This is a genomic window from Corallococcus sp. AS-1-6 (genome assembly GCF_020037015.1).
Taxonomy (GTDB): Bacteria; Myxococcota; Myxococcia; order Myxococcales; family Myxococcaceae; genus Corallococcus.
Genome location: NZ_JAIQDE010000002.1, coordinates 587,718 through 612,524, shown reverse-complemented (window position 1 = coordinate 612,524; position 24,807 = coordinate 587,718). Strand labels below are relative to the sequence as shown.

Sequence of the window (24,807 nt, the reverse complement as noted above, 5' to 3'; positions counted from 1 at the left end):
ACGCCTCAGGGGGGCGAGGGCGTGACGACGGGCGCCGCAATCCCCGCGTCCGGTGCCGGAGCCACGGCGGCGGACACGGCCGTGCCCGCGTCCTGCGCCCGGGGGACGACCGCGGTCGCGGGCGTCCCGGCATCCACGGCACCGGAAGGCACGGCCGCCGGTTTCGCCGCCACCGGCGCGGGGCTGGGCACCGCGAGGACGCCCGCGTCCAGGACGGCGGGGGCCGGCGTGGCGACGGGGGCCTTCACGCCCGGGGACGGCGCCTCCGCCGACGGCAGCGCGCGGCGGATCTCCGCGCCCGCCGTGGCCACGATGCCAATGGACAGGAAGAGGAACCCGGCCGTCTGCGCCACCGTCTCCACGCGCGGCGGGATGCGCCGCCCGCTCACCGCCTCGATGGCGAGCAGCAGCACCCGGCCGCCATCCAGTCCCGGCACCGGCACCAGCGTCAGCATCGCCAGCGCCACGGAGGCCGCCACGAACGCGCGCACCAGCGCGTCCGCCCCGGACGCCGTGGACGACGCGACGTCGGACGACTCCTGGCGCATCAGCGCGCCCGGCCCGGCCTTGTTGCCCGCGGCCTGGGGCCCGCGCACCATCGCCACCACCGTGGACAGCGCCTCGGACGCCACGCGCCCGGTGTGCACCAGCGACTGGGTGAAGGCCTCTCCAGGGGCGTGCGTGCGGAACACGTACTGCTGGCTCACGCCGATGCGCCCCGCGCCGCGCTCGTCCGCCCGGGGCCGCACCGTCACCTTGCGCGGCTCGCCGTGGCGCTCCACCGAAAGCTCCAACGACCCCCCCACGCCGTCCGCCACCCGGGTGACGAAGTCCGACCAGCTCTCCAGCGGCTTGCCGTCCACGCCCACCAGCCGGTCTCCCGGCAGGAGCTGCGCCCGCGCCGCCTCCGAGCCCGGCAGCACCGTGCCCACCGTCAGCGGCACCACCACGTGCGTGCCCGACGAATACAGCGCGAACAGCAGCCCCATGGCGACCGCGTAGTTCGCCAGCGGCCCCGCGAGGATGATGGCCATCCGCTTGAGCGGCCCCAGCGTGCCGAACCCGGTCGTGTCCTCCTCCGCGGAGCGGTGCGGGTTCATCCCCTGCAAATTCGCGGACGCGCCCAGCGGCACCGCGCCCAGCACGAACTGCGTCCCGCCCAGCCGGAACGACAGGAGCGGTGGCCCGAAGCCCACGGTGAAGCGCGGCACCCGCACGCCCAACAGGCGCGCGGCCACCAGGTGCCCCAGCTCATGGACGATGAGCAGCGCGCCGAGCGCCAGGAGGACGAAGAGGTAGTGCATCCAGGGAGGCCCGTCCTGCCGCCTACAGCTTGCGGCGCTTCCCGGTGCGCTTGTACGTCAGGTAGTCGGACAGGATGGTGCCGTGGTCGAAGCACAGGTCCTGGGGCAGCGCGTCCACGGAGAACGTCTTCGCCTCCGCCGCGTCGTCCGCGCCCACCGGCTCGCCCGTCGCCTTCGCGATGAACACCGTCGAAATCGTGTGCAGGCGCGGGTCGCGCTTCGGATCCGAGTAGCTGAAGAACTGCTCCGTCAGCTCCACGTCCAGCCCCGTCTCCTCCTTGGCCTCGCGGATGGCCGCCTTGTCCAGGGGCTCGCCCTCGTCCACGAAGCCGCCCGGCAGCGCCCAGCCCACCGGCGGGTTCGCGCGGCGGATGAGCACGATGCGCTCTCCGGCCAGTTCGATGATGCAGTCCACGGTGGGTTTGGGGTTGCGGTATTCAGGCATGGCGTCGCACTCTACCCAAAGCCCCCAGGCGAGCGCCCGTTCCGGATGCCTCCCGTGGGCGATGGTGCGTGCCGTGTCTACCCTGCGACGCCTCAGCCTCACCGCCCTCGTGGTCTCCACCCTGGCGGGCTGCCTGCCCTACAGCCAGAACGAGGGCGTGTACGAGCTCATCCCCACGGAGACGCTGCGCGACGACTGCGACCTCCTGGAGAAGTTCCAGGGCAACCTCCAGTTGAACCTTCAAATCGCCGGGCGCGTGGTGCGCGCGGACTTCGGCGTGCAGAACATGCAGCTCCTGGGCTACGTGCTGGAGGACGGCGAGGCCTTCACCGCCGACGGCAGCGTGGCCAACGTCAGCACCACCGTCGACGGGACGAATGAGTGCCTGCTCGACCAGGTCCGGGTGCACCTGGACGCGACCACCCTGTGCGCCACGGAGTTCACCGGGCAACTGCGGCTGGCCTACGACGCCAACAACAACACCGGCTGCACCTGCGAGCTGTGGATCCGCTTCGACGGCGTTCAGGGGAACACCCGCTGTGAAGGGAACCCTTGAGATAGCGCGAGGGGCTTCCTACAACAGGAGGGCTGTTCCCACGCCCAAGCTGGAGGAACGCCCATGGCAGACCCTCACGCAATCGTCTCGGTGCTGACCGAGTCCCGCGTCTTCCCCCCGCCCGAGGACTTCTCCCGGCGGGCCCACATCCGCGGCATGCAGGACTATCAGCGGCTGTGGGACGAAGCCGCGAAGGATCCGGACAAGTACTGGGGCGACCGCGCCCGCGAGGAGCTCTACTGGAAGGAGCCCTTCCAGACGGTGCTGGACTGGAAGCCGCCCCACGCGCGCTGGTTCGTCGAGGGGAAGACCAACCTCGCCTACAACTGCCTGGACCGGCACCTGCCGGAGTTGAAGGACAAGCCCGCCATCCTCTTCGAGGGCGAGCCGGGCGACCGCCGCGCCATCACCTACGGGGATCTGTCCCAGCAGGTGAACCGGCTGGCCAACGGCCTCAAGTCGCTGGGCGTGAAGAAGGGCGACCGCGTGGGCATCTACCTGCCCATGGTGCCGGAGGCCGCCGTCGCGATGCTCGCGTGCGCGCGCGTGGGCGCGGTGCACTCGGTGGTGTTCGGCGGCTTCTCCGCGGAGGCGCTCCAGGACCGCATGAAGGACGCGGGCGCCAAGGTGCTGCTCACCGCGGACGGCGGCTGGCGCAAGGGCGCGGTGGTGCCGCTGATGAAGAACGTGGAGGCCGCGCTCCCCAACGCCCCCAGCATCGAGAAGGTCGTCGTCCTCACCCGCACCGGTGACGGCAAGCTGCCCGAAGGCCCCAGGTTCCTGGCCTGGGACGCGCTGGTGAAGGGCCAGTCCGACGTCTGCGAGCCGGAGTGGGTGGAGAGCGAGCACCCGCTGTTCATCCTCTACACGTCCGGCTCCACCGGGAAGCCCAAGGGCGTGCTGCACACCACGGCGGGCTACGCGGTGAACGCGTCGCTCACCACGCGCTGGGTGTTCGACCTGCGCGAGGACGACGTCTACTGGTGCACTGCGGACGTGGGCTGGGTGACGGGCCACACGTACGTCGTCTACGGCCCGCTGATGAACGGCGTCACCACCATCATCTACGAGGGGGCGCCCACGCAGCCGGGGCCGGACCGCTTCTGGGACATCATCGAGCGCTACAAGGCCACCATCCTCTACACCGCGCCCACCGCCATCCGCGCCTTCATGCGCCTGGGCGACGGGCCGGTGAAGCAGCACAATCTGTCCTCGCTGCGCCTGTTGGGCAGCGTGGGCGAGCCCATCAACCCCGAGGCGTGGATGTGGTACCGCGACGTCATCGGCGGGGGGCGGTGCCCCGTCGTGGACACGTGGTGGCAGACGGAGACGGGCTGCATCATGGTCTCACCGCTGCCTGGCGCCACGCCCACCAAGCCCGGCTCCGCCACCTTCCCGCTGCCCGGCATCCACGCCGAAATCCTCGACCGCGACGGCAACCGCGTGCCCAGGGGGCAGGGCGGGCTGCTCTTCGTGACGAAGCCCTGGCCGTCCATGCTGCGCACCGTGTACGGGGACCCGGACCGGTACGTGAACACGTACTTCAGCGAGCTGCCCGGCATGTACTTCACCGGCGACGGCGCGCGCACGGACGCGGACGGCTACGTGTGGCTGATGGGGCGCGTGGACGACGTGGTGAACGTGGCGGGCCACCGCCTGGGCACCGCGGAGGTGGAGAGCGCGCTGGTGGCGCACCCGAAGGTCTCCGAGGCCGCCGTGGTGGGCCGCCCGGACGACCTGAAGGGCACGGCGCTGGTGGCCTTCGTGACGCTCAAGCACGGCAACGCGCCCTCGGACGCGCTCAAGAAGGAGCTGGCCGTGCACGTGGGCAAGGAGATTGGCGCCATCGCGCGGCCGGATGAGATCCGCTTCGCGGAAGGGCTGCCCAAGACGCGCTCCGGGAAGATCATGCGCCGGCTCTTGCGCGACGTGGCCGCGGGCAAGCAGTCCTCGCAGGACACCACCACGCTGGAGGACCTCCACGTGCTGGCGGCGCTGCGCCAGAACGACGAGTAGCGCGCGCCCGCCAGCGCGAGCGGCCGCCTCCTCAAGCGTCCTTCGGGTCCTTCTGGGGGCGGCCGTACTTGTCCTTCACCTGCTCGCGGTCCGCCTTGCTCCACCAGATGCGGGAGCTCCACAGGGCGGGGCCCAGCACCACCGTGAGGACGAAGAACACCACCAGGCCCACCACGATCTCCGTCACGCCGTCCTCCAAGGGAAGCCCGGGGTTGGGAAGGCCCCGGGCGGGAAAAGCCAACCCTAGCGTCCCCCCGTGACGGGTGCCATCCAACGTCGGGGCCGGGAAGTAGCGCGGCGCTCGGCGGCCATCGGCTTCTCGCATGGCGTCGTGCGGCAGGGGGCCCGGATGCCCGGGTGCCGGGCAACCTGTATGGGCGGGCAGCGGGCGGCGGTCCTGCTAGATTGCGCCGCCATGAACCGATTCCCTTCGACCCTCTTCACCGCGCTGCCGCTGACGGCGGTGCTCGTCGCCCCCGTTGTCGCGGACGCCTGCACCAGCATGCTGGTGACGAAGGGCGCCACGACGGACGGCTCCACGTTCATCACCTACGCGGCGGACGCGCACGAGCTGTACGGCGAGCTGTACTACACGCCCGCCCGCCGCCACGCGGCCGGTGCCATGCGCGACGTCGTGGAGTGGGACACCGGCAAGTTCCTGGGCCGCATCAAGCAGCCGGCCGCCACCTATTCGGTGGTGGGCAACATGAACGAGCACCAGTTGTCCATCAGCGAGTCCACCTTCACGGGCCGCAAGGAGCTGGAGGGGCCCGCGGGCATCATCGACTACGGCTCGCTCATCTACATCGCGCTGGAGCGCGCGAAGACGGCGCGCGAGGCCATCCAGGTGATGACGGACCTGGTCGCCGAGTACGGCTACGCGTCCACCGGCGAGACGTTCTCCATCGCCGACCCGAAGGAGGCGTGGATCCTGGAGATGATCGGCAAGGGCGAGGGGCAGAAGGGCGCGGTGTGGGTGGCCCGCAAGCTGCCGGACGGCTACCTCTCCGCGCACGCCAACCAGTCGCGCATCCGCCAGTTCCCGCTCAACGACAGCGCCACCACGCTGTACTCGCCGGACGTCATCTCCTTCGCGCGCGCGAAGGGCTGGTACACGGGCGCGGACAAGGACTTCAGCTTCGCGGACACGTACCACCCGCTGGACTTCGGCGGGCAGCGCTTCAGCGAGTCGCGCGTGTGGAGCATCTTCCGCCGCGCGGCCCCGTCCCTGAAGCTGGGCGTGGAGTACGCGGACGGCGCGGACACCACCAAGCGGCTGCCCCTGTGGGTGAAGCCGGACAAGAAGGTGTCCGTGCAGGACGCCATGGCGCTCATGCGCGACCACTTCGAGGGCACCCCGCTGGACATGTCCAGGGACGTGGGCGCGGGGCCCTACGCGGTGCCCTACCGCTGGCGCCCCATGACGTGGGACGTGGACGGCAAGAGCTACGTGCACGAGCGCGCCATCTCCACGCAGCAGACGGGCTTCTCCTTCGTCGCGCAGATGCGCTCCACGCTGCCGGACGCCATCGGCGGGGTGCTCTGGTTCGGCGTGGATGACACCTTCACCACCGTCTACACGCCCATGTACGCGGGCATCCGGCAGGTGCCGAAGAACTTCGCGCAAGGCGTGGCCAGCCGCGGCGAGTTCTCCTGGGACTCGTCCTTCTGGGTCTTCAACTGGGTGTCGAACCAGGCCTACGGGCGCTGGAGCGACATGATCGTGGACGTGCAGAAGGCCCAGGGGGACCTGGAGGGCCAGTTCCTGGCGGACCAGGCCAACATCGAGAGCATCGCGCAGGTGCTCTACAAGCGGACGCCGGAGCAGGCCCGCCAGTACCTCACCGAGTACTCCCTGCAGCAGGGCGACAAGGTGCACGCGCGCTGGCGCAAGCTGGGGGAGCAGTTGCTCGTGAAGTACATCGACGGCAACGTGCGCGACAACACGGGCAAGGTGGGCCACCCGCGCTACCCGGACGCGTGGTACCGCCGCATCGCCGCGGACAACGGCAAGATGCTCCAGTCCCACGAGAAGCCGGAGCCGAAGCCCCAGGCCGCGCCCGTGGCCGCGCCGGCCCCCGCGCCCGCCGCCCCCGCGCAGCCAGCCCCGAAGCCCACGGTCGCTCCGGCGCCCTGAGGCCTCCCGCCTGAAAGCCCGTGCGCCGGTGTCCTCGCTGACGCGGGCACCCGGCGGCGCCCGGGCTGGGGCTTGAGCGAGAATTTCCCGGCAACCGGGTGCCCGTGGCGGGACCCGCACGCCGGGCCTGCACGTTCTCGCGTGTGTCGGTGGATGGCTTGTGGCAGTGAGGGCGCGGGCGGCAGGCGCGCCCGTGCCCGGAGGACGGTTCCCTTGAGTGACGCCCCCACCGCGACGGCCCTTCCGTTCCGGGATGACGAGCTGGCGGACTTCCTCGTGCGGACCAGCCGCACGTTCGCGCTCGCCATCCCGCTGCTCGACGAGCCGCTGCGCCGGGAGGTGGGCCTGGGCTACCTGCTGTTGCGCGTCGCCGACACCCTGGAGGACGCCGCCCCCTGGACGCGCGACGAGCGGCGGGAGGCGCTGGCCGCCTTCGAGGCCCTGCTCCAGGAGAAGCCGGGCGTGGACGCCGGGGCGCTGTCGCGCGAGTGGCTGGCGCGCCGCCCCAGCGAAAACGCGGGCTACCTGGACCTGCTCGCGCGCACGCCCACGCTGCTGGCCAGCCTGGACGCGGTGCGCCCGGAGGCCGGCGCCATCCTGCGCCACTTCGTGCTGAAGACGGTGCAGGGCATGGGGCAGGTGCTGGGCGGCGCGTCCGAAGGCGGGATGTTGAAGCTCGGGTCGCTCCAGTCCCTGCGTGACTATTGCTACATCGTGGCGGGACTGGTGGGCGAGCTGCTCACGGAGCTGTTCGTCCTGGAGCCGCGGCTCGCGCCGTACGCGCCGAACCTGCGCTCGCTGGCGCCGCTGTTCGGCGAGGGGCTCCAACTGGTCAACATCCTCAAGGACGCGCGCCAGGACCGGAAGGAGGGCCGCGTGTGGCTGCCGGACGGCGTGCAGCTCCAGGACGTGGAGCGGCTCGCGGGCGAGGACCTGATCGCCGCGGCGCGCTACGTGCGCTCGCTGTTCCTGGCGGGGGCGCCCCGGGACGTGCTCGCCTTCACCTCGCTGCCGCTGCTGCTGGCCCAGACCACGCTGGAGCTGCTCGTGCGGGACGGCGCGGGCTCCAAGGTGTCGCGCGCGGTCGTCACCGCCCAGATGGACACCCTCCAGGCCGCGCTCGAGCGGGGCACGCTCCCCGAGGCCGTGGAGGCCCTGGCCGGCCCCATGCCCGGCGGCGTCTGAAAACGTTGCCCGGCAAGCAACTCCAGGGCAACGGCGCGGGATAATTCCGGTGCAGGTGTTCCCCCTCTGGAGTCGTGTCTCCCATGAACTGCGCCCGCTCCGCACCGGCGGTCATCGTCTACTTCCCCGCGCGTTCGGAGCGCTCGCCCCTGCGGGTGCAGCGGCGGGCGGCCCCGGGGGAGCGGCGGGGTGGGGGGCTCCCGTTCGCCGCCACGCGTCAACGCGGCCTGTGGACGTTCCAGACGCCGGCGGGGCCGGAGCGGTGGCTGCCCGGCCGGGTGCGCGGGAAGGACCGGATGCAGGCGTTCCTGGTGGACGTGCTGGGCTTCGGCGCGCTCATCCAGGCGTATGACGTGACGGCGGACACGCGCAGCGACTCGCTCCCCGGGCACCCGGACTTCGCGAAGAACTTCGACCTGTTCCTGCACCACTACGCGGGCGCGCTGCTCAAGAAGGCGGCGCCGGAGGTGGCCTTCGGCCGCGCGCTGGGCCAGGTGGTGATGCTCAACGGCCAGCAGTGGGCCGGGCTGGGCTTCACGCTGACGGACGCCGGCCAGCGGCTGGTGGACGCGTGGCTGGCGGAGCAGGGCGTGGTGCTCAGCCCCCTGCCTTGAGCCACACCCGCAGCGGCCCCCCGGACTCGAAGCCCAGCGCCCGCCACGCGTCGAGCGCCTCGCCGTGCTCGTAGCCGACCATGGGCCGACCCGGGAAATGGACGCGGACGTGCGCGAGCAGCTCCGCGTCCAGCTCGGCGGGCGCGCCTTCGACGCGGAACGTGTTCGACAGTCCGACCGCTTTCGCGCCGAGGAAGGCGATGCCTCCGGCCAGCAAGCGCTTCCCATCTCCCGCGGCGAGGAAGACGACGCCCTCCTCCTGGAGCAGCGCGGGAGGGAACACGCGCGCTTCCGGGGAGCGGCCGCTCCATGCGGCCTCCCACGCCTCCAACTCCTCCGGTGTCCGCGCCTGGCGCCACGCCAGGCCCGAAGCCACTGCCGGCACGGGCGCGGTGGCCGCCAGGTGGATCCACCGGGCCTCGAACAGCAGGTCGAAGCCGTGCGCGGCGAGGTCGAGCGTCGCGAAGCTGTCCTTCACGCCCCAGCGGCCCGGCAGCTCCAGCCGGGACAGGGCCTGGAGGGTGGCCTCCTGTCCGTCCGCCGTCAGCGTGACGGCATTGGGATAGAGGGCCGGCACCGGCGCGGGGTTGAACCACAATCCGTCCTCGAACTGGCCTTGGCGGCCGTGGGCGCGGCACACGGCGTCGCACCACTCCGCGTTGTTCCGGACGGCGGGAAGAAGCCAGGGCGGGGCAGGGGACATGGCCCGCGAGCATAGGGCCGGTGGGGCCCGCCCGGCCCGCTATGCCCGCCTGCCTTCGGAGGGAGCGCCGGGAGACCCTGGGCGGACGGCGGGAGTCCGGATATGGGTAGGGCGATGACTGCCCTGGCCTACCCCATGCCGCTGTGTGTCGCGCCGATGATGGACTGGACGGACCGGCACTGCCGGTACTTCTTCCGGCTCATCTCCCGCCACACGCTGCTCTACACGGAGATGGTGACCACGGGGGCGGTGCTGCACGGCAAGCGCGACCGCCTGCTGGGCTTCACGCCCGCCGAGCACCCGGTGGCCCTCCAACTGGGCGGCTCGGAGCCCGCGGACCTGGCCGCCTCCGCGCGCATCGGCGAGGAGTGGGGCTACGACGAGATCAACCTCAACGTGGGCTGCCCCAGCGACCGCGTGCAGTCCGGCCGCTTCGGCGCGTGCCTGATGGCGGAGCCGGACCTCGTCGCGCGCGGTGTCGCCGCCATGCGTGAGGCGGTGCGCATCCCCGTGACGGTGAAGTCGCGCATCGCCATCGACGACATGGAGGAGTGGCCCACGCTGGAGGACTTCGTGCGGCGCGTCTCCGCGGCGGGCTGCACGCGCTTCATCGTGCACGCGCGCAAGGCGTGGCTGCAGGGCCTGTCCCCCAAGGAGAACCGGGACGTGCCGCCCCTGCGCTACGAGCTGGTGCACCGGCTCAAGGCCGAGTACCCGCACCTGGACATCACCCTCAACGGCGGCATCAAGACGCTGGACGCGGCGGCGGAGCACCTGGGCCGCGTGGACGGCGTGATGATGGGCCGCGCGCCCTACGAGTCCCCCTACCTCCTGGCGGACGCGGACCGGCGCTTCTTCGGAAGCACGCAGGCGCCCCTCACCCGGCACGAGGTGGTGGACGCGATGCTGCCGTACATCGAAGCGCAGATGAGCCAGGGGGCGCCGCTGGGCGCCATCACCCGGCACATGCTGGGCCTCTTCCAGGGCCTGCCCGGCGCGCGCGCCTGGCGCCGCCACCTGAGCGAGAACGCCCACAAGGACGGCGCGAGCCCGGAGCTGGTGCGCGCCGCCGCCGCGAAGGTGCCGCGCGACACGGGCCTCCAGGCCGTGGCCTGACGCGCACCCGCCGGGCCCGGGCCTTCAGCGCTTGGGCACGGTGGTGCAGCACCCGGAGCGCGCGCACCGCGCCCAGCCCTGGTCCTGGCAGAGCTGATCACTCGTGCACGCGGGGCCCTGGCCCGGCTGTCCGCAGGTGGAGGACGGGCCGCCCCCGCCTCCGCCGCCGTGGAAGGGCACCGCGGCCTGGATCTTCACCATGGGGCAGCGGGGCTGGGGGCCGGTGCCCACGCAGTTGTTGGAGGCGCCGCCGGTGACGTTCCTCGGGCACGTCATGGGCTCCGAGGGGCGCCGCTGCGCGTCCACGGAGAAGCAGACGCCGACCTCCGTGAGGTTGCAGTCCGCGTCGCAGGCGAAGGCGACGCTGTCGCTCTGCCCGAACGCGGCGCGCAGGTTCTCCAGCGCCACGCTCCCGCCGATGTTGTTGGCGAGCGCGGCCGGCGTCCCCTGGTCGCCCGGCAGGGACTGCAGCGCGTCGATGGTGCTCTGGAAGTAGGACCGGGCGTCCATCCCCGTGCAGCTCCCGTGCTTGGGCCACTCGTGGTTCGCGAGGAAGTAGTTGTCCGTGACGAAGCCCGGGCCGTAGGTGCCCATCGCCTGCGGGAGGGTGGCGGGGTCGGGGAAGCAGCGCGCGGGGGCGTCGCTGCCCTGGCATTCGCACATCCCGCCACAGAACGCGGGATAGGTGCAGTGGAGCTGCTGCGCCTCCTCGTCGTTGAACTGGGGCCACAGGCCGTGGATGGTGAGGTGCGTCGCGCCGAAGGTGCCCTCCAGGTGCTCGCACTCCTCCTTGTCCGGGTGCGTCCGGCAGAAGGTGGGGGCCCACGTCAGCGCGAGCAGGTACGTGCCGAAGCGCGGCGTGGCGCACGCGCCCCCCTCCTGCGCGCTGGCGTCGGCCTTGAAGCAGTTGCAGGCGGTGGCCTGGGGCCGGCCGAACTCGAACTCCAGGGCCTCCGGCTTCGCCAGGTGGAGCGGCCGCGCGGTGGCCGTGGGCGGGGTGGGCGGAGGCGCGGGAGGCGGCTCGTGGTGCGTGCGGCATCCCTGCGCGATGACCAGACATGCCCACAGGGCAAGGCGCGACATTGGGCGCATGACTTGATTCCCCCGGGACCGGATTGCGGCACGAAGGTACGGAGGTGGGGACGGGCGCTACACCCCGTGCTCCGGTCCACCGCCCGCGTCCGGGCCCGAACCCTTTCCTCCGGCGCGCGGCGCCCCCAGCTTTCCCGCGGGACCCATTCACCGCGAGGGATTGCACCATGGCACGCGCCATCATCAAGAAGGCCAGCGAGGCGGACGAGCGCCGGCCCTTCGTGTCGCACGGAGAGGCCTCCGTCCTGAACCTGGGAGCGCTCAGCATCGGCAGGGGCTACTTCGAGCCCGGCTGGCGATGGTCGGAGCACGTGAGGCCCATCGCGGGCACGGCGGACTGCGAGGTGGTCCACACCCTCAGCATCCTGTCCGGACGCATGCACGTCCGGATGAGGGACGGTCAGGAGCTGGACCTGGAGCCGGGCGACGTCGCCTTCATCCCCTCGGGCCATGACGCCTGGGTCGTGGGGGACGAGCCCTGCCGCGTCGTCGACTTCACCGGCGCGGAGGACTACGCCGTGGCGAGGCCCGGGAGGCAGGAGCCGCGGGAGCCGTCCGTGCTCCAGTGAGCGGCGCGTGAAGGGCGCGCCGCTTCAGCGGATGCCCAGCCGCTCCATCAGCGCGTCGACCATGCGGGAGACGCGGAACTGATCCAACCAGTCATCGACCTCGGAGAGCCCCGTGAGCGCGGAGAACCGCCGCAGCACGTCCGAGGCCTGGACGGCGGTGCGCAGGCCCAGCAGCTCGAAGAGGTGCGGGCGCCCGCGCCGGTACAGCGCCGCGTCCAGGCGCTTCCACGGCTCCACCCACGCCGGCTCCTCCAGGGGCCAGATGATGGCGCGGCTGGACTGGGACTGCGTCCGGTCGAGGATGGCGTTGACGGCGCGGCGGCCCGCCTCGCACGCCCCCTCCATGGAGGCCAGGTCCGTGTGCGTGCGGACGTAGTCCCCCGCGAAGCAGAGGTTGGGGATGGCGCTCGCGGCCTCCGGGCGCACGTCCCAGGAGCCGGGCGGATGTACCAGCAGGCCGGACGTGTTGCGCGGCGGCAGCCCGCCGCCGTAGTCCAGGTCCGCGTCCAGGTGGAAGGAGTGCAGCAGCGCGTCGGTCAGCACCTGCTCGTCCGGGTCCAGCCCGTTGAGCGCGGCCTTGAGCTGTCCCCAGACCTCCGTCTTGATCTCCTCGGGCGTGCAGTCCTTCGCGCGCTTCGGGACGAACGTGCCGGGCGTGTTCCAATCCGACACATCGACGGACAACAGCCCGCCCACCTGCCCATCCCCGAACACGCGCCGGAACAGCCCCAGCTCGCGCCAGAACTGCGGCTGCGAGATGGACGTCAGCGCCCACGGCGAGTCCGGATAGAAGGTGTGGCCGCGCACCAGCGGCACGTCCTCGTAGAGGAAGAACTGGATGCCCACCATCCACGACACCAGTTGCTCCACGTCCGCCGCGCGCAGCCGGGCCAGCGCGGGGTCCAACGCGGCCAGCTCCGGGGTAATCAACGCGTGCGCCGCCTCCAGCGGCACCGCGAGCACGTAGTGGTCGGCCGCGTGGGACTCGCCGTTGGCGAAGCGGACCCGGGAGATGCGGCCGCCCGCCACGTCGAGCCCGGTGCACGGGACGCCCGCGTGGAGATTCACGCCCAGGCCGCGCAGGTGGGAGATCCACGGGTCGAGCCACATCTGGCTCGTGGGGCCGCCCAGCGTCCGGTCGTTGTTCACCCCGCTCTGGGCGAAGTCGAGGATGAGCTGCATGGAGATGGCGCCAATCGTCCGCGCGGATCCGCGCTTGGGATCCATGGCCACCATCGTGCGCGGCACGGCCCGCAACTGCCGCTGGAGCTTCGGCGAGTACAGGTCCCCCTGCGCGAAGTCCCACCAGGACATCCGCTCGTACTGGCCGAAGCGGCGGGCTTCACTGGATGAGAGGAATTGGAGGATCTTCAGGCTGTAGAGGCTGACGTCGGCCTCGTCGAAGTCCAGCTTCTGGAAGAACAGCTCCAGCGCCTCCAGGACGTCGTAGGGCTTGTCCAGCTTGCGGCGGGAGAAGCGGTACCACGTGTCCTCGTCGATGAGCGCGATGGCGCTCTCCGTCGTCGCCTTGAGGCGCTCGTCCACGGTGGGCGTGGCCGCGCCGGGCACGGCGGGCGTGCGCCGCATCATGTCGATGACGTGGCGGTAGAAGCGCGGGTAGAAGCGGAAGCCGTGCTCGCCCGGCAGGTCCCGCCGCCCCTCGGTCCCCGTGCCCGCCACCGGCTGCGAGCGGGCCTTGCCGCCCCACGCCGTGCGCGTGTCGAAGACGTGGACCTCGAAGCCGCGCTCCACCAGCTCGTGCGCGGCCGTCAGTCCCGCCACGCCCCCTCCCACCACGATGACGCTGGGCATGCGGCTCCTCCGCCTGGGCTTCGTGTGCGAAGGGGAGCGTCGCGCATGCCCCAGCGAGTCCGCATCACCCCGCAGCACGAGTGCGATGTCTTGTACGAACGGATGAGACGCAATGTGTTGGATGTGGATGGGATTGAAACATGTAATTCAAGACAGGTGGGGCGCGGCTCCGGGCGATGTGGCCGACACACGACCTGGGACGTCTTGTCTCCTGGGAGGGCCTCGCTCTCCCGCTGATACAAACCCTGTGTGAAATCAACGCCGTGGTTGTTCATGTTGGATGGGTTTGATACTGTTGATTTCTAGAAACTTTCCTCGGCGTGGAGGTCGGCCCACCTTCATGGCAATGCCTTGCATCGCGAGGAAGGGGGGCGCCAGTCCGTGTTCTTGAGAATCCCTCCACCCATCCCCCTGCGTGCGCCGGTCTCCCTTCGCCTCCGGGGCGGGAGGTGACGACAGGCCCGGGGGACATCCCGTCGGAGACCGCCGCGGAGTGGCAGAAGGTGCTGGCCGTCTTCGCGGACGAGGCGGAGGGGTTGGTCTCCTCCATGGAAGAGAACCTCATCGCGCTGGAGGTGTCTCCGGCGGACGGGTTGCTCCCGGCCATCCTTCGCGGGGCCCACACGCTCAAGGGCGCGGCGGCGTCGCTCGGCTTCCAGGCCGTGACGGACTACACGCACGGCGTCGAGGACCTGCTCCAGGCCCTGCTCGACGGGCGCCTCACGCCGGATGAGACGCGGGTGTCGCTGCTGCTCGGCGCGGTGGATCACCTTCGCGAGCTGTGCCAGGCGTCGCTCGCGGGCGTGGACTCGCTGGGCGCGGTGCACCAGGCCCACCTGTCCCGCCTGCGCGAGGGCCTCGTCGCGGGGGCTCCCACGGCGGCGCTGCCGCTGCCCACCGCGCTGCCGCGCCTGCCGGAGGCGCGGAGCACGGCGCGGACCCGCGTGCGCATGGACATGGATCGCCTGGACCGCATCGTCACGCTCACCGCGGAGCTGTCCGTGGCGCGCGGGCGGATGGCGCAGTTCCTGGCGCGGGCGGAGGACTCCGGCGCGAGCTGGGAGGAGGCGCTCAACCAGCAGCGGGAGATGGATCCGCTCTTCGAAGCGCTCCAGGAAGAGGTGATGAAGGTGCGGATGGTCCCGGTGGGACCGCTGTTCCGCCAGCACCTGCGCACCGTGCGCGACCTGGCCCGCTCCCAGCAGAAGCTGGCCCAACTGGAGCTGGAGGGCGAGGACGCCACGCTGGACACCGCGGTGCTGGACGCGCTGCGCGACCCGCTGCTCCACCTCCTGCGCAACGCGCTGGACCACGGGCTCGAGACGCCGGACGAGCGGCGCGCCGCGGGCAAGGACCCCCGGGGCCGCCTGCGGCTCAAGGCCTGGCATGACGCCGGCAGCGTCGTGGTGGAGCTGTCCGACGACGGCCGGGGCATCCAGCGCGAGCGGGTGCGCGAGCGCGCGCGGCAGCGGGGGCTGGTGGCGGCGCCCGAGCGGCTGCGCGACGACGAGCTCCTGCGCCTCATCTTCGAGCCCGGCTTCTCCACGGCCACCGAGGTGACGGAGCTGTCCGGCCGCGGCGTGGGCATGGACGTGGTGCGCCGGGACATCGAGGCCCTGCGCGGCACCGTGTCCATCCAGAGCCAGGAGGGGCAGGGCACCACGTTGACGCTGCGGCTGCCGCTCACGCTCGCCGTCATCCAGGGCTTCGCCATGGGCGTGGGGGACCAGGTGTACGTGGTCCCCATCGAGGGCGTGCAGGAGTGCATGGAGGTCCCCGCCCACGAGCGCACGGAGGAGGCGTCCGGCGTGCTGTCCCTGCGCGGGCAGCCGCTGCCGTACCTGCGGCTGCGCCAGGTGTTCTCCCTGGGCGGGAGCACGCCGGCCCGGGAGAACGTGGTCGTCCTCAAGCACCCGGACGGCGTCATCGGGCTGGCGGTGGATGAGCTCCAGGGCGACGGCCAGCGGGTCATCCGGCCCCTGGGGCGCCTCTTCCAGGGCATCCCCGGCATCTCCGGCTCCACCATCCTGGGCGACGGCCGGGTGGGGCTGCTCCTGGACACGCCCGCGCTGGTGCGCAGGGCCATCCTCCACGCCTCCGAGGCCGCGCTCGGTCCTCCCGCTCCCCTGGAAACCCCTTCCTCCGCCGCCCCCCGGGCGCCGTAGTCATCCGTCGCAGCACCGGAGTCACCATGTTCAACAACCTGAGCATCACGGCGAAGCTGACGCTCGCCTTCAGCGCGATGGTCGCCATCATCATCGGCCTGGTGGTGGTGGTGTACACGACCATCCTCAAGGTCGCCGCGTCCGCCGAGGGCGACACCGAGAGCCACAAGGTGATGATCGCCGTGCGCACCCTGGAGGGTGACCTGGCCGACCTGGAGACGGGTCAGCGCGGCTTCATCATCACCGGCGACGACAAGTTCCTGGAGCCCTACAACCTGGCCCGGCTGAGCGTGTCGCAGAACCTGGACAGCATCCGCCAGCTCACCCAGAGCGACCACCGCCAGCAGGAGCGTCAGCAGGAGGTCCGCGACCTGATGCAGCAGTGGGTTTCCCAGCACCTGGAGCCCCTCATCAACCAGCGCCGCGAGGTCAGCGCGGGCCGCGGTGACATGGCGCAGCTCATCGCGGTGGAGCAGTCCGCGCGCGGCAAGCAGACGGCGGACCGCATCCGGATGCTGCTCACCAAGCTGGGTGACGACGAGGCGGCCCTGCTGCAGGAGCGCACGGCCCGCACCGCCGTCATGGCGGAGAACCTGTACGATCTGATCATCATGGGGGGCGTGCTGGGCGTGGTGCTCGCGGCCCTGCTGTCCTACTTCCTCACCCGCAGCATCGTGCAGCCCCTGACGGAGGCCGTGCAGGTGACGGCGCAGGTGACCGCCGGCGACCTCACGGCGAACGTCACCGCCCGGGGCACGGACGAGACGGGCCGGATGATGGGCAGCATGCGCGACATGATCCACCGGCTGTCGGGCGTCATCAGCGAGGTGCGCGGCGCCGCGGGCTCGCTGTCCTCCGCGTCCCTCCAGGTGGCGTCCGCCGCGCAGGGGCTGTCGCAGGGCACCAGCTCCCAGGCGGCCTCCGTGGAGGAGACCACCGCCAGCCTGGAGCAGCTCAACGTCAGCATCCGCCAGAACTCGGAGAACAGCCGGGAGATGGAGCAGACGGCCATCAAGGGCGCCCGGGACGCGGAGGAGAGCGGCCGCGCGGTGAAGGAGACCGTGGATGCGATGAACGCCATCGCGGAGCGCATCTCCATCGTGGAGGAGATCGCCTACCAGACGAACCTGCTCGCGCTGAACGCCGCCGTGGAGGCCGCGCGCGCGGGCGAGCACGGCCGGGGCTTCTCCGTGGTGGCCACGGAGGTGCGCAAGCTGGCGGAGCGCAGCCAGAAGGCCGCGAAGGAGATTGGCGGCCTGGCCACCTCCAGCGTGAAGGTGGCCGAGCGCAGCGGCCAACTGCTGACGGAGCTGGTGCCCGCCATCCGCCGCACGGCGGAGCTGGTGCAGCAGGTGGCCAACGCCTCGCGCGAGCAGTCCATCGGCGTGTCGCAGATGAACCGCGCCATGACGCAGGTGGATCAGGTCACCCAGCGCAACGCGTCCGCCGCGGAGGAGCTGTCCTCCACCGCGGAGGAGATGGCGACCCAGGCGGAGTCCCTGCTCCAGATGATGAACTTCTTCCGGCTGGTGGAGGGCTTCAGCTTCAACGGCCCCGCCGCGCCGCGCGCCCCGGCCCACCGGCTGCCGGTGTCGCCGCTCCGGGGGCTCCAGGCCGCGGCGCAGGGGCCGCTCGCCGCGTCCACGCCGAACGGGGCGCTGTCCCGGCTCCAGAACGGCGCGGAGGCGCCGGCTCCCCATGACTTCCAGCGGTTCTAGGGAGGCGCGCGCACCATGAGTGAGTCCACCGAACCGGGCGGCGGCAGGTCCAGCTACCTGAGCTTCATGCTCGCGGGCGAGGAGTACGCCGTGGGCCTCCTGCGCGTGCGGGAGATCATCGAACACCGCCCCGTCACGCGCGTGCCGGGGATGCCCGCTGCCGTGCAGGGCGTCATCAACCTGCGCGGCAGCGTGGTGCCCGTCGTGGACCTGGCGGTGAAGTTCGGGCTGCCGCCCCGGCCCATCACCCGCTGGTCCTGCTTCGTCATCGTGGAGGTGGCGCTGGACGGCCAGCAGACGGTGCTGGGCCTGCTCACGGACACCGTGCGCGAGGTGCTGGAGCTGGGCCCCGCGGACATCGAACCGCCCCCCGCCTTCGGCACGCGCGTGCGGCTGGAGTTCCTGCGGGGCATGGGCCGCCACAACGACGCGTTCATCCTGCTGCTGGACCTGGACCGGCTCCTGTCGCTGGAGGAGCTGCTGAAGCTGACGGCCGCCGCCGACGAGGCCGCGGCCCCGGCGGCCCCGGCCCCGGCGCCGGAAGCCCCGGGCAACGGGTGAGGGGATGAGCGGCGACGAGCCCTGGCCGTCCGCGCTGCCTCCGGCGCTGTCGCGCTCGGAGCTGGCGCTGTTCCAGCACCTGGTGGAGGCGGAGGCCGGCATCCACCTGTCCTCGGCCAAGAACGCGCTGGTGGCGAACCGGCTGGCGCGGCGGCTGCGGGAGCTGGGGCTGACGTCCTACGCCGCGTACCACGCGTACGTCACCGCGCGGGGGAACGAGGCGGAGAAGGTGCGGATGCTCGACAGCCTCTGCACCCACGAGACGTCCTTCTTCCGCGAGCCCCGCCACTTCGACCTGCTGCGCGAGCACGTCTTCCCGGAGTGGGCGGCCCAGGCGGCGCAGGGCCGGCGGCCCCGGAGCATCCGCGTCTGGAGCGCCGGGTGCTCCACGGGGGAGGAGCCCTACTCGCTGGCGATGGAGCTGCTGGAGGCGTTCCCCAAGGGCTCCGGGTGGAGCCTGGAGCTCGTCGCCACGGACCTGTCCACCTGGGCGGTGAAGCGCGCGGAGGAGGGCGTCTGGAGCCTGGAGCGGGCCCGGAGCATCCCGCAGTTGCTCTTGCGCAAGTACATGCTGAAGGGCGTGCGCACGCAGGAGGGGCTGATGACGGCGGGCCCGGAGCTGCGGGCCGTCATGCGCTTCGCCCGGGCCAACCTGCACGCGCCCGCCACCTGGCCGGTGGGGACGTTCGACATCATCTTCTGCCGCAACGTGCTCATCTACTTCGGCGCGGAGGCGCGGGCGCGCGTCATCCAGGGGCTGCTGTCCCGGCTGCCGGAGACGGGCTACTTCTTCCTGGGGCACGCGGAGAGCCTGATTGGCATCACCACGGCTGCGCGCTCCGTGAGCGCCAACGTGTACACGCCGCGCCCGGGACCGCCGCTGCCGTCGCGCGAGTAGCGCCGCTTTTCATTCCTGGAGCGCCGGAGCTTCGCCAGGGTGGGGCAGGGCCTCCGGCTCCGGCGCGGCGGAACCCTTCCAGCGCGTCAGGGCGGCAATCGCCACGCCCAGGACGACGACGCAGAAGAGGGACGCCTCCAGGCCATAGGCGCCGCCCGTGAGCCACTCCGGGCGGCCCTGGAAGACGGGCGTCCACCAGCCGCGCGCCTCCTTGCCGCTCACGCCGAAGCCCATCGTGCCCAGGAACCAGTTCCAGCCCATGTGCACGCCGACCGGCAACGCCAGGTGCCGCGTGCGCAGGTAGCACAGGCCCAGCATCCAACCCGCGAGGAAGGTCGTCACCATCGCCACGACGCGCGTGGGGACCTCCATGTCCGTGCTGAAGGGGTGGGCCAGACAGAAGAGGAGCGAGATGACGACCTGCGCCCAGCGCGTGCCCAGGCCCCGGATGGCGCGCTGGAAGAGGTAGCCGTGGAACAGCGCCTCCTCGAAGAGGCCCACGCCCAGCATCAGCCAGGCCAGCTTCACGACCGAGGCCACCTGGGCGTTCGCGGCGCGCTCCAGGTGGTAGCCCCCCGCCACCCAGCCGCACAGGGCCACGAGCCCCACCAGGACCACTCCGGCCACGGCCCCCACGCCCAGGTCACGTCCCGCGCGCCGGTCCAGCGACATGCCGAGCGACGTCAACGTCACGGGCTGCTTTTCGAGGTACAGGAAGTCGAGGCTCACGAGCAGCACGCCCAGGAAGCCGAAGAACGAGTGCGGCAGGAACGGCTTCACCCCGTCAGGCAGCAGCGTCCAGAGCCCCATCAGGATGCCCGCCAGGAGGGCGGACGTCACGAGGAAGCCGGCGCCCTTCCAGCCGTTGCGCAAGTGCCCTTCGCCATCCCGGAACACGGCCTTCATGATGATCGACCTCTCGGCGTGATTGCCTTCCCTGCCTACAACCAACGCGCGGCCCTGGGAAGGATTGCCCCGGTTCGACACGGCGTGGCACAACCCGGCCCATGAGCACGGGCCCGAAGACGATTTGCCGGGGCGACCTGTACTGGTGCGAGCCGGACGAGGCCCGGGGCTCCGTGCCGCCCATCGCCCACCCGTACCTCGTCATCCAGGACGACGTCTTCAACCGCTCCCGCGTCCACACCGTCATCGTCTGCGCGCTCACCTCCAACCTGAAGAAGGCGGGCGAGCCCGGCAACGTGCTGCTCGACGTGGGAGAGGGGAACCTGGCGAAGCAGAGCGTCGTGGTCGTGTCGCAGGTGTCCTCGGTGGAGAAGTCGCGGCTGGGCGAGCGCATCGGGGCGCTCTCCGACGCACGGGTCGAACAGGTCCTCGCGGGCCTGCGCTTCCAGCAGGCGTCCTTCTTCCGCGAGTGAGCTCCCGTCCTCACGGAGGCGGAACGGGATTGCCCCAGGCCGCGGCGGAGATGCGCCACTGGCCGCCGGTTCGCACCAGGAGGAGATGGTCGATGAAGCGCACGCCGCCCACGCGGACCTCCAGCTTCGCGGCGGCCACATTCCCCCGGACCTCCACCTTCAGGACGTTCCAGGGGCTCTCCCGGTCCTGGACGCCCGCCTCCGCGTTCGCCGCGTAGCGGGCCGCGGCCTCCGACAGCGTCCCCCACGCGAAGGGCACGCCTTCGACGTTCACGCGGTAGTAGAGGCAGTCCGGCGTATGTGATTGGTACAGCAGCGCGTGGCTGTAGCGCGCGTGCGCTTCGATCTTCGCGTCCAGCACCGCGCGGACCTCCTCCCGCGCGGAAGCAGACCCGGTGGCGCGCTCTCCTGGCGCGAGCCGCTGGAACACCTTGCCCACGATGCGCCAGCCCACCGGCGTCTCCACCACGAGCAGCAGGTCATCGTACGTGCGGTCCGGCCAGTGGGAGACCGCCTCCATCAGGGCGAAGGGGCCTTCCCGGTCGAGCACCGTCATCCCGCGCCGGGTCGCGGGCTGGGGCGCTTGCGCATCCGCGTCCAGCCGCTGCCACCACTCCAACTGCGTCCGCGTCCGCAACGCTCCCTCCGTCCCATCCACCCAGTGCATGACCACGTCCGGGTGGAACGCGGTCCGCAGCAGCCGGCTGGAGCCGGTGTCGGAGGCCTGGAAGTACGCCTGCACCGCCTCCTCGGGACTGGCGTGCAGGCGCGAAAACGGGCCGGGCGAGGGAAGGGGCGCGCTGTGGGCACAGGCCGTGAGCAACGCGAGCGTCACCAGCGAAAGGGTCTTCGGCATGCCCTGCAAGCTGCGCGTTCAAACGCCAGGACACCAATTGATAGTAGCGCGGCCCATCCATAGAAAGCCTCAATGGACTTCCCAGACCTCCCCTTCCTGCGCACGTTCGTGACCGTCTATGAATGCCGGGGCGTGACGGAGGCTTCCGCGCGCCTGCACCGCACCCAGCCCACGGTGAGCTACCAGTTGCGCCGGCTGGAGGAGACGCTCGGCGCGCCCCTGTTCGAGCGCCGGTCCGCGCGGCTCATGCCCACGCCCCTGGCGGACCGGCTCTCCCGGTTCCTGGGAGGCTTCGCCCGGGACGTGCAGGCGGTGTTGCAGGGGAGCGAGGAGGACCGCCCGCTGGAGATCGCCGCGGTGTCTGGCTTTGGCCGCTACGTGCTCTTCCCGCTGCTGCGGGAGTCGGAGGCGCTTCACCGGAGGCTGACGCTGCGCTACCCGCCAGCGGAGGAAGTGTTTCGGCAGGTGCTGGAGGGCCAGGTGGACGTGGGCTTCTCCTTCCGGAGCACGGTGCACCCCCGGCTCACGCTGACGCCCGTCCACGAGGAGCAGCTCGTGCTCGTCGCGGGGCGGGCCTGGGCGCGGCGCCTGCGCGTGCAGGAGCACTTCCAGGACGTGCCGCTGGTGACCTACGACGAGGGGGACTACGTGGTGGGCCGGTGGCTGGGCCACCACTTCGGCCGGCGCCATCCCCACTGGTACAGCACCGCGCACTTCGAGGAGCTGGAGGAGGTGCTGGAGTGGGTGGCGCGAGGACACGGCGTCGCCGTCGTCCCCAGCTTCTGCATCCCGAAGGGGCGCGGCCTGGGCGTGGTCCACTGGGGCCAGCCCGCGCTCACCAACACGGTGCACGCCGTGCAACGCGCCCAGGCCCCCGTGCGCCCGGCCGTCGCGGAGCTGCTGGAGCGGCTGCGCGACGGGCGGCAGGCGCTCCCCGAACTCAGACGGGCCGGGCGCCCGCCACGGAGTCCAGCTCCTTGAGCGCGTCCTCCGGCAACGTGAGCTCGGCCGCGGCCAGGTTCTCCTTCAGGTGCGCGACGGACGACGTGCCGGGGATGAGGAGGATGTTGGGCGAGCGGTGCAGCAGCCACGCCAGCGCGGTCTGCATGGGCGTCGCGTTCAGGCGGGCCGCGACGGCGGAGAGCGTGGACGACTGGAGCGGGCTGAAGCCTCCCAGCGGGAAGAACGGCACGTAGGCGATTCTGTCCTTCGCGAGCGAATCGATGAGCGCGTCATCCTCGCGGTGCGCCAGGTTGTAGTGGTTCTGCACGCAGACGATGTCCGCGATGCGCCGTCCCTCCGCGACCTGCGTGGGCGTGACGTTGCTCAGCCCGATGTGGCGCACCAGTCCCTTGCGCTGGAGCTCGGCGAGCGCGGTGAGGGGGGCTTCGATGGACCCTTCCGCGGGGCCATGCACGCTCAACATGATGCGCAGGTTGACCACCTCCAGCACGTCCAGGCCCAGGTTGCGCAGGTTGTCGTGCACCGCCTGGGTCAGCTCCTCCTTCGAGTAGGCCGGGAGCCAGGACGCGTCACTGCCGCGCCGGGCGCCAATCTTGGTGACGATGGCGAGTCCGTCGGGGTAGGGCGCGAGCGCCTCGCGGATGAGCTGGTTGGTGACATGCGGGCCATAGAAGTCGCTGGTGTCGATGTGGTCCACCCCGCGGGCCACGGCCTCGCGCAACACGGCCCGGGCGGCGTCCGGGTCCTTCGGCGGGCCGAAGACGCCGGGCCCCGCGAGCTGCATGGCGCCATAACCCAGGCGCTTCACGGGGCGGCCCCCGAGGGGGAAGGTGCTGGCTGAATCGATACCGGGCATGCTCCATCTCCTTTTTGGGATGGGGCATTCATAGCCACCGTGGACTCTCTGCATAACGGGGCACGACCCGTACAGGTCGTGCGGAGCGGCGAACAGTGAAGGTCGACCTGGGTGATTTGAACGCCTTCGTGGTGGTGGCGCGGGCCCGCAGCTTCCGCGAGGGGGCGCGCCTGAGCGGAAGCAGCGCGTCCTCGCTGAGCGACGCGGTCCGACGGCTGGAGGAGCGCCTGGGCGTCCGCCTGCTCAACCGCACCACGCGCAGCGTCGTCCCGACCGAGGCCGGGGAGGGCCTCCTGGAGCGCCTGTCGCCCGTGCTGACGGAGATGGAGGCCGCGCTCGACGTGGTGAATGGCTTCCGGGGCAGGCCCGCGGGCGCGCTGCGCCTCAACGTGCCCATCAGCGCGTCCCGGCTGGTGCTGCCGCGCATCGTCCCGCCGTTCCTCGCCGCCTACCCCGACATCCACCTGGAGGTCATCACCGAGGACAGCTTCGTGGACGTCATCGCGGCCGGGTGTGACGCGGGCATCCGCTACGACGAACGGCTGGAGCAGGACATGATCGCGGTGCCCATCGGGCCGCGCGTCCAGCGCCACGCCACGGCGGCGGCCCCGGCGTACCTGGAGCGGCATGGGAAGCCGGAGCACCCCCGGGACCTGCTGCGGCATGCATGCCTGCGCGGCCGCTTCGCGAGCGGCGCGATGACGCTCTGGGAGTTCGAGCGCGACGGCGAGGTGGTGACGGTCGAGCCCACGGGACCGCTCATCGTGCGCGCGGGAGGGGCCACGGACCTCGCCGTCGACGCCGCGATCGCGGGCACCGGCATCGTGCACCTCTTCGAGGACTGGCTGCGCCCGCACCTGGACAGCGGCGCCCTGGTGCCCGTGCTCGAACCCTGGTGGCAGTCCTTCCCGGGGCCGTTCCTCTACTACCCCGGGCGGCGCCACGTGCCCGCGCCGCTCCGGGCGTTCATCGACTTCATCAAGGCCCAGGAGCCGGGGCCTTGAGGCCGGGGGGCGTCAGGGCTCGGAGACGCTCACGGTGAAGCCCTTGGGCGCGCTGGAGTCATCCAGCACGTGCATGAAGGCCTGGGCGGTCCACTCCACGTCGACCGTGCCGGGGGCGGTGAGCGTGCCGGAGTCCGAGTTGGCCTGGACGTCGAAGACGACCTGCAGGGTCCACTCGCAGCCTTGAACGGTCGGGCAGTTCTCGCCGAGGTACGTCACGCTCTCCACCGTCACGGCGACGTTGGGCTCCAGGATGCCGCTCTGGCTCCTGGAGGTGAGCTCCCCTTCGAGGTAGCCGATCGCCAGCGACGGCGGCGGCGTCTGGATGGGGTCTCCCGGCGTCCACTTCGCCCTGGCCTGGATGTGCACCTCGCCTTCCACCGGATCCGACGACTTCTCCTGCGCGGAGGTCCGGACGACCAGCGTGCGCGTGACCTTGAAGGTCTCCGCCGTCAGGCGGAAGGGCGCGCCGGTGTGGACCTGGGACGCCACGTCGTCCGACTGGGCTCGCGAGGTGGCCACGACGCTGGCGCAGGCCAGCAGCAGCACCAGTCGTGAGGCCCAGGCGCGGGCCGCGGTGGGGATTCGCTCGAAGACGGAGGGACGGGCGCGACGCATGAGTTCCTCGGGCAGGCGTGAAGGCTCCGGGCGTACGGGGACGCCGGGCGGCGCGAGGCAGAGCAAGCTCAATGCCACGCACTCCCAGAGGGACGCGGGGCTTGAGCGTCATGCGTCCGCGTCACAATCACGACATGTGTGTCATATGACAGCGTGAGTCATACTCGGAGTGTGTGACAGATGTTGACGCCCAGTGTTTCTGTTTTTTAGGTTTGTTCCTGGAGGGCGGTTATTGCGCGC

At 71.5% G+C, this 24,807-nt stretch carries 24 protein-coding genes; 14 read left to right on the top strand and 10 right to left on the bottom strand.

Annotated elements, in window-relative coordinates; translation table 11 throughout:
• Positions 1 to 5: 5 nt before the first annotated feature.
• Positions 6 to 1,304 carry an RIP metalloprotease gene (locus K8612_RS05380; protein WP_223761454.1) on the bottom strand — a complete coding sequence of 433 codons (1,299 nt, stop codon included), beginning with the start codon at positions 1,302 to 1,304 and terminating at the stop codon, positions 6 to 8.
• Between the two features lie 22 nt (positions 1,305 to 1,326).
• Positions 1,327 to 1,749 carry an NUDIX hydrolase gene (locus K8612_RS05375; protein ID WP_223742666.1) on the bottom strand — a complete coding sequence of 141 codons (423 nt, stop codon included), beginning with the start codon at positions 1,747 to 1,749 and terminating at the stop codon, positions 1,327 to 1,329.
• 73 nt (positions 1,750 to 1,822) lie between these two features.
• Between K8612_RS05375 and K8612_RS05370 the strand changes: the two genes are divergently transcribed.
• On the top strand, positions 1,823 to 2,305 hold the full coding sequence (locus K8612_RS05370) for a hypothetical protein (protein ID WP_223742665.1): 483 nt from the start codon (positions 1,823 to 1,825) through the stop codon (positions 2,303 to 2,305).
• A 63-nt stretch (positions 2,306 to 2,368) separates the two neighbouring features.
• Positions 2,369 to 4,321, top strand: coding sequence for an acetate--CoA ligase (gene acs, locus K8612_RS05365; protein ID WP_223761453.1), 1,953 nt, complete (start codon positions 2,369 to 2,371; stop codon positions 4,319 to 4,321).
• Between the two features lie 31 nt (positions 4,322 to 4,352).
• Here the strand turns inward: acs and K8612_RS05360 are convergent, their stop codons facing one another.
• Positions 4,353 to 4,508, bottom strand: coding sequence for a hypothetical protein (locus K8612_RS05360; RefSeq protein ID WP_158616174.1), 156 nt, complete (start codon positions 4,506 to 4,508; stop codon positions 4,353 to 4,355).
• Positions 4,509 to 4,736: 228 nt separating this feature from the next.
• On the opposite strand from K8612_RS05360, the gene K8612_RS05355 reads away from it, so the two are divergent.
• The 3 genes from K8612_RS05355 to K8612_RS05345 all read left to right on the top strand — a co-directional run bounded on the left by K8612_RS05355 (position 4,737) and on the right by K8612_RS05345 (position 8,257).
• A complete protein-coding gene (locus K8612_RS05355) occupies positions 4,737 to 6,458 on the top strand; it encodes a dipeptidase (protein WP_223742663.1) in 1,722 nt (573 codons plus the stop codon).
• 213 nt (positions 6,459 to 6,671) lie between these two features.
• A complete protein-coding gene (locus tag K8612_RS05350; protein WP_223742662.1) occupies positions 6,672 to 7,643 on the top strand; it encodes a squalene/phytoene synthase family protein in 972 nt (323 codons plus the stop codon).
• An 83-nt stretch (positions 7,644 to 7,726) separates the two neighbouring features.
• Positions 7,727 to 8,257, top strand: coding sequence for a hypothetical protein (locus K8612_RS05345; protein ID WP_223761452.1), 531 nt, complete (start codon positions 7,727 to 7,729; stop codon positions 8,255 to 8,257).
• On the opposite strand, the gene K8612_RS05340 is transcribed toward K8612_RS05345, so the two are convergent.
• Positions 8,241 to 8,960 carry a hypothetical protein gene (locus tag K8612_RS05340; RefSeq protein ID WP_223761451.1) on the bottom strand — a complete coding sequence of 240 codons (720 nt, stop codon included), beginning with the start codon at positions 8,958 to 8,960 and terminating at the stop codon, positions 8,241 to 8,243. The two genes, K8612_RS05345 and K8612_RS05340, sit on opposite strands and share 17 nt — an antisense overlap.
• Positions 8,961 to 9,074: 114 nt before the next feature.
• On the opposite strand from K8612_RS05340, the gene dusA reads away from it, so the two are divergent.
• Positions 9,075 to 10,076 (top strand): tRNA dihydrouridine(20/20a) synthase DusA, encoded by a 1,002-nt coding sequence (dusA, locus tag K8612_RS05335; protein ID WP_223761450.1) that lies wholly within the window; start codon positions 9,075 to 9,077, stop codon positions 10,074 to 10,076.
• Between the two features lie 24 nt (positions 10,077 to 10,100).
• On the opposite strand, the gene K8612_RS05330 is transcribed toward dusA, so the two are convergent.
• Positions 10,101 to 11,168, bottom strand: a complete 1,068-nt coding sequence (locus K8612_RS05330; protein WP_223742658.1) for a hypothetical protein — start codon at positions 11,166 to 11,168, stop codon at positions 10,101 to 10,103.
• A gap of 167 nt (positions 11,169 to 11,335) precedes the next feature.
• On the opposite strand from K8612_RS05330, the gene K8612_RS05325 reads away from it, so the two are divergent.
• Positions 11,336 to 11,737: a cupin domain-containing protein gene (locus tag K8612_RS05325; protein WP_223742657.1), complete on the top strand. Its 402-nt coding sequence runs from the start codon at positions 11,336 to 11,338 to the stop codon at positions 11,735 to 11,737.
• Between the two features lie 24 nt (positions 11,738 to 11,761).
• Here K8612_RS05325 and K8612_RS05320 read toward each other — a convergent pair whose 3' ends face one another.
• Positions 11,762 to 13,549 (bottom strand): FAD-dependent oxidoreductase, encoded by a 1,788-nt coding sequence (locus K8612_RS05320; protein WP_223761449.1) that lies wholly within the window; start codon positions 13,547 to 13,549, stop codon positions 11,762 to 11,764.
• A 449-nt stretch (positions 13,550 to 13,998) separates the two neighbouring features.
• Between K8612_RS05320 and K8612_RS05315 the strand changes: the two genes are divergently transcribed.
• The 4 genes from K8612_RS05315 to K8612_RS05300 are packed head-to-tail and all read left to right on the top strand — an operon-like array spanning position 13,999 to position 18,891.
• Positions 13,999 to 15,714 (top strand): chemotaxis protein CheA, encoded by a 1,716-nt coding sequence (locus tag K8612_RS05315; protein ID WP_223761448.1) that lies wholly within the window; start codon positions 13,999 to 14,001, stop codon positions 15,712 to 15,714.
• A gap of 26 nt (positions 15,715 to 15,740) precedes the next feature.
• On the top strand, positions 15,741 to 17,432 hold the full coding sequence (locus tag K8612_RS05310) for a methyl-accepting chemotaxis protein (RefSeq protein WP_223761447.1): 1,692 nt from the start codon (positions 15,741 to 15,743) through the stop codon (positions 17,430 to 17,432).
• 15 nt (positions 17,433 to 17,447) lie between these two features.
• Positions 17,448 to 17,993 carry a chemotaxis protein CheW gene (locus K8612_RS05305; RefSeq protein WP_223761446.1) on the top strand — a complete coding sequence of 182 codons (546 nt, stop codon included), beginning with the start codon at positions 17,448 to 17,450 and terminating at the stop codon, positions 17,991 to 17,993.
• A gap of 4 nt (positions 17,994 to 17,997) precedes the next feature.
• Complete coding sequence (locus tag K8612_RS05300) at positions 17,998 to 18,891, top strand: CheR family methyltransferase (RefSeq protein ID WP_223761445.1); 894 nt, start codon at positions 17,998 to 18,000, stop codon at positions 18,889 to 18,891.
• 9 nt (positions 18,892 to 18,900) lie between these two features.
• Here the strand turns inward: K8612_RS05300 and K8612_RS05295 are convergent, their stop codons facing one another.
• On the bottom strand, positions 18,901 to 19,797 hold the full coding sequence (locus K8612_RS05295) for a CPBP family intramembrane glutamic endopeptidase (protein WP_223761444.1): 897 nt from the start codon (positions 19,795 to 19,797) through the stop codon (positions 18,901 to 18,903).
• Positions 19,798 to 19,898: 101 nt separating this feature from the next.
• Here K8612_RS05295 and K8612_RS05290 point away from each other — a divergent pair, with 101 nt between their 5' ends.
• Positions 19,899 to 20,270: a type II toxin-antitoxin system PemK/MazF family toxin gene (locus tag K8612_RS05290; RefSeq protein WP_223761443.1), complete on the top strand. Its 372-nt coding sequence runs from the start codon at positions 19,899 to 19,901 to the stop codon at positions 20,268 to 20,270.
• Positions 20,271 to 20,280: 10 nt separating this feature from the next.
• Here K8612_RS05290 and K8612_RS05285 read toward each other — a convergent pair whose 3' ends face one another.
• Positions 20,281 to 21,126 carry a nuclear transport factor 2 family protein gene (locus K8612_RS05285; RefSeq protein ID WP_223761442.1) on the bottom strand — a complete coding sequence of 282 codons (846 nt, stop codon included), beginning with the start codon at positions 21,124 to 21,126 and terminating at the stop codon, positions 20,281 to 20,283.
• 72 nt (positions 21,127 to 21,198) lie between these two features.
• On the opposite strand from K8612_RS05285, the gene K8612_RS05280 reads away from it, so the two are divergent.
• Entirely contained in the window at positions 21,199 to 22,107 is a 909-nt protein-coding gene (locus K8612_RS05280) for a LysR family transcriptional regulator (RefSeq protein WP_223761441.1), read from the top strand.
• Here the strand turns inward: K8612_RS05280 and K8612_RS05275 are convergent.
• Entirely contained in the window at positions 22,067 to 22,945 is an 879-nt protein-coding gene (locus tag K8612_RS05275; protein ID WP_223761440.1) for an aldo/keto reductase family oxidoreductase, read from the bottom strand. The genes K8612_RS05280 and K8612_RS05275 overlap by 41 nt on opposite strands.
• Before the next feature lie 95 nt (positions 22,946 to 23,040).
• Here K8612_RS05275 and K8612_RS05270 point away from each other — a divergent pair, with 95 nt between their 5' ends.
• Positions 23,041 to 23,949 carry a LysR family transcriptional regulator gene (locus K8612_RS05270; protein WP_223761439.1) on the top strand — a complete coding sequence of 303 codons (909 nt, stop codon included), beginning with the start codon at positions 23,041 to 23,043 and terminating at the stop codon, positions 23,947 to 23,949.
• Between the two features lie 12 nt (positions 23,950 to 23,961).
• On the opposite strand, the gene K8612_RS05265 is transcribed toward K8612_RS05270, so the two are convergent.
• On the bottom strand, positions 23,962 to 24,567 hold the full coding sequence (locus tag K8612_RS05265; RefSeq protein WP_223761438.1) for a hypothetical protein: 606 nt from the start codon (positions 24,565 to 24,567) through the stop codon (positions 23,962 to 23,964).
• Positions 24,568 to 24,807 lie beyond the last annotated feature (240 nt).

Coding starts and splice junctions, on each gene's coding strand:
- K8612_RS05380 (WP_223761454.1), bottom strand. CDS start 1,304: ATGCACTACCTCTTCGTCCTCCTGGCGCTCGGCGCGCTGCTCATCGTC.
- K8612_RS05375 (WP_223742666.1), bottom strand. CDS start 1,749: ATGCCTGAATACCGCAACCCCAAACCCACCGTGGACTGCATCATCGAA.
- acs (WP_223761453.1), top strand. CDS start 2,369: ATGGCAGACCCTCACGCAATCGTCTCGGTGCTGACCGAGTCCCGCGTC.
- K8612_RS05355 (WP_223742663.1), top strand. CDS start 4,737: ATGAACCGATTCCCTTCGACCCTCTTCACCGCGCTGCCGCTGACGGCG.
- K8612_RS05345 (WP_223761452.1), top strand. CDS start 7,727: ATGAACTGCGCCCGCTCCGCACCGGCGGTCATCGTCTACTTCCCCGCG.
- K8612_RS05340 (WP_223761451.1), bottom strand. CDS start 8,960: ATGTCCCCTGCCCCGCCCTGGCTTCTTCCCGCCGTCCGGAACAACGCG.
- dusA (WP_223761450.1), top strand. CDS start 9,075: ATGACTGCCCTGGCCTACCCCATGCCGCTGTGTGTCGCGCCGATGATG.
- K8612_RS05330 (WP_223742658.1), bottom strand. CDS start 11,168: ATGCGCCCAATGTCGCGCCTTGCCCTGTGGGCATGTCTGGTCATCGCG.
- K8612_RS05325 (WP_223742657.1), top strand. CDS start 11,336: ATGGCACGCGCCATCATCAAGAAGGCCAGCGAGGCGGACGAGCGCCGG.
- K8612_RS05320 (WP_223761449.1), bottom strand. CDS start 13,549: ATGCCCAGCGTCATCGTGGTGGGAGGGGGCGTGGCGGGACTGACGGCC.
- K8612_RS05310 (WP_223761447.1), top strand. CDS start 15,741: ATGTTCAACAACCTGAGCATCACGGCGAAGCTGACGCTCGCCTTCAGC.
- K8612_RS05305 (WP_223761446.1), top strand. CDS start 17,448: ATGAGTGAGTCCACCGAACCGGGCGGCGGCAGGTCCAGCTACCTGAGC.
- K8612_RS05300 (WP_223761445.1), top strand. CDS start 17,998: ATGAGCGGCGACGAGCCCTGGCCGTCCGCGCTGCCTCCGGCGCTGTCG.
- K8612_RS05295 (WP_223761444.1), bottom strand. CDS start 19,797: ATGAAGGCCGTGTTCCGGGATGGCGAAGGGCACTTGCGCAACGGCTGG.
- K8612_RS05290 (WP_223761443.1), top strand. CDS start 19,899: ATGAGCACGGGCCCGAAGACGATTTGCCGGGGCGACCTGTACTGGTGC.
- K8612_RS05285 (WP_223761442.1), bottom strand. CDS start 21,126: ATGCCGAAGACCCTTTCGCTGGTGACGCTCGCGTTGCTCACGGCCTGT.
- K8612_RS05280 (WP_223761441.1), top strand. CDS start 21,199: ATGGACTTCCCAGACCTCCCCTTCCTGCGCACGTTCGTGACCGTCTAT.
- K8612_RS05275 (WP_223761440.1), bottom strand. CDS start 22,945: ATGCCCGGTATCGATTCAGCCAGCACCTTCCCCCTCGGGGGCCGCCCC.
- K8612_RS05265 (WP_223761438.1), bottom strand. CDS start 24,567: ATGCGTCGCGCCCGTCCCTCCGTCTTCGAGCGAATCCCCACCGCGGCC.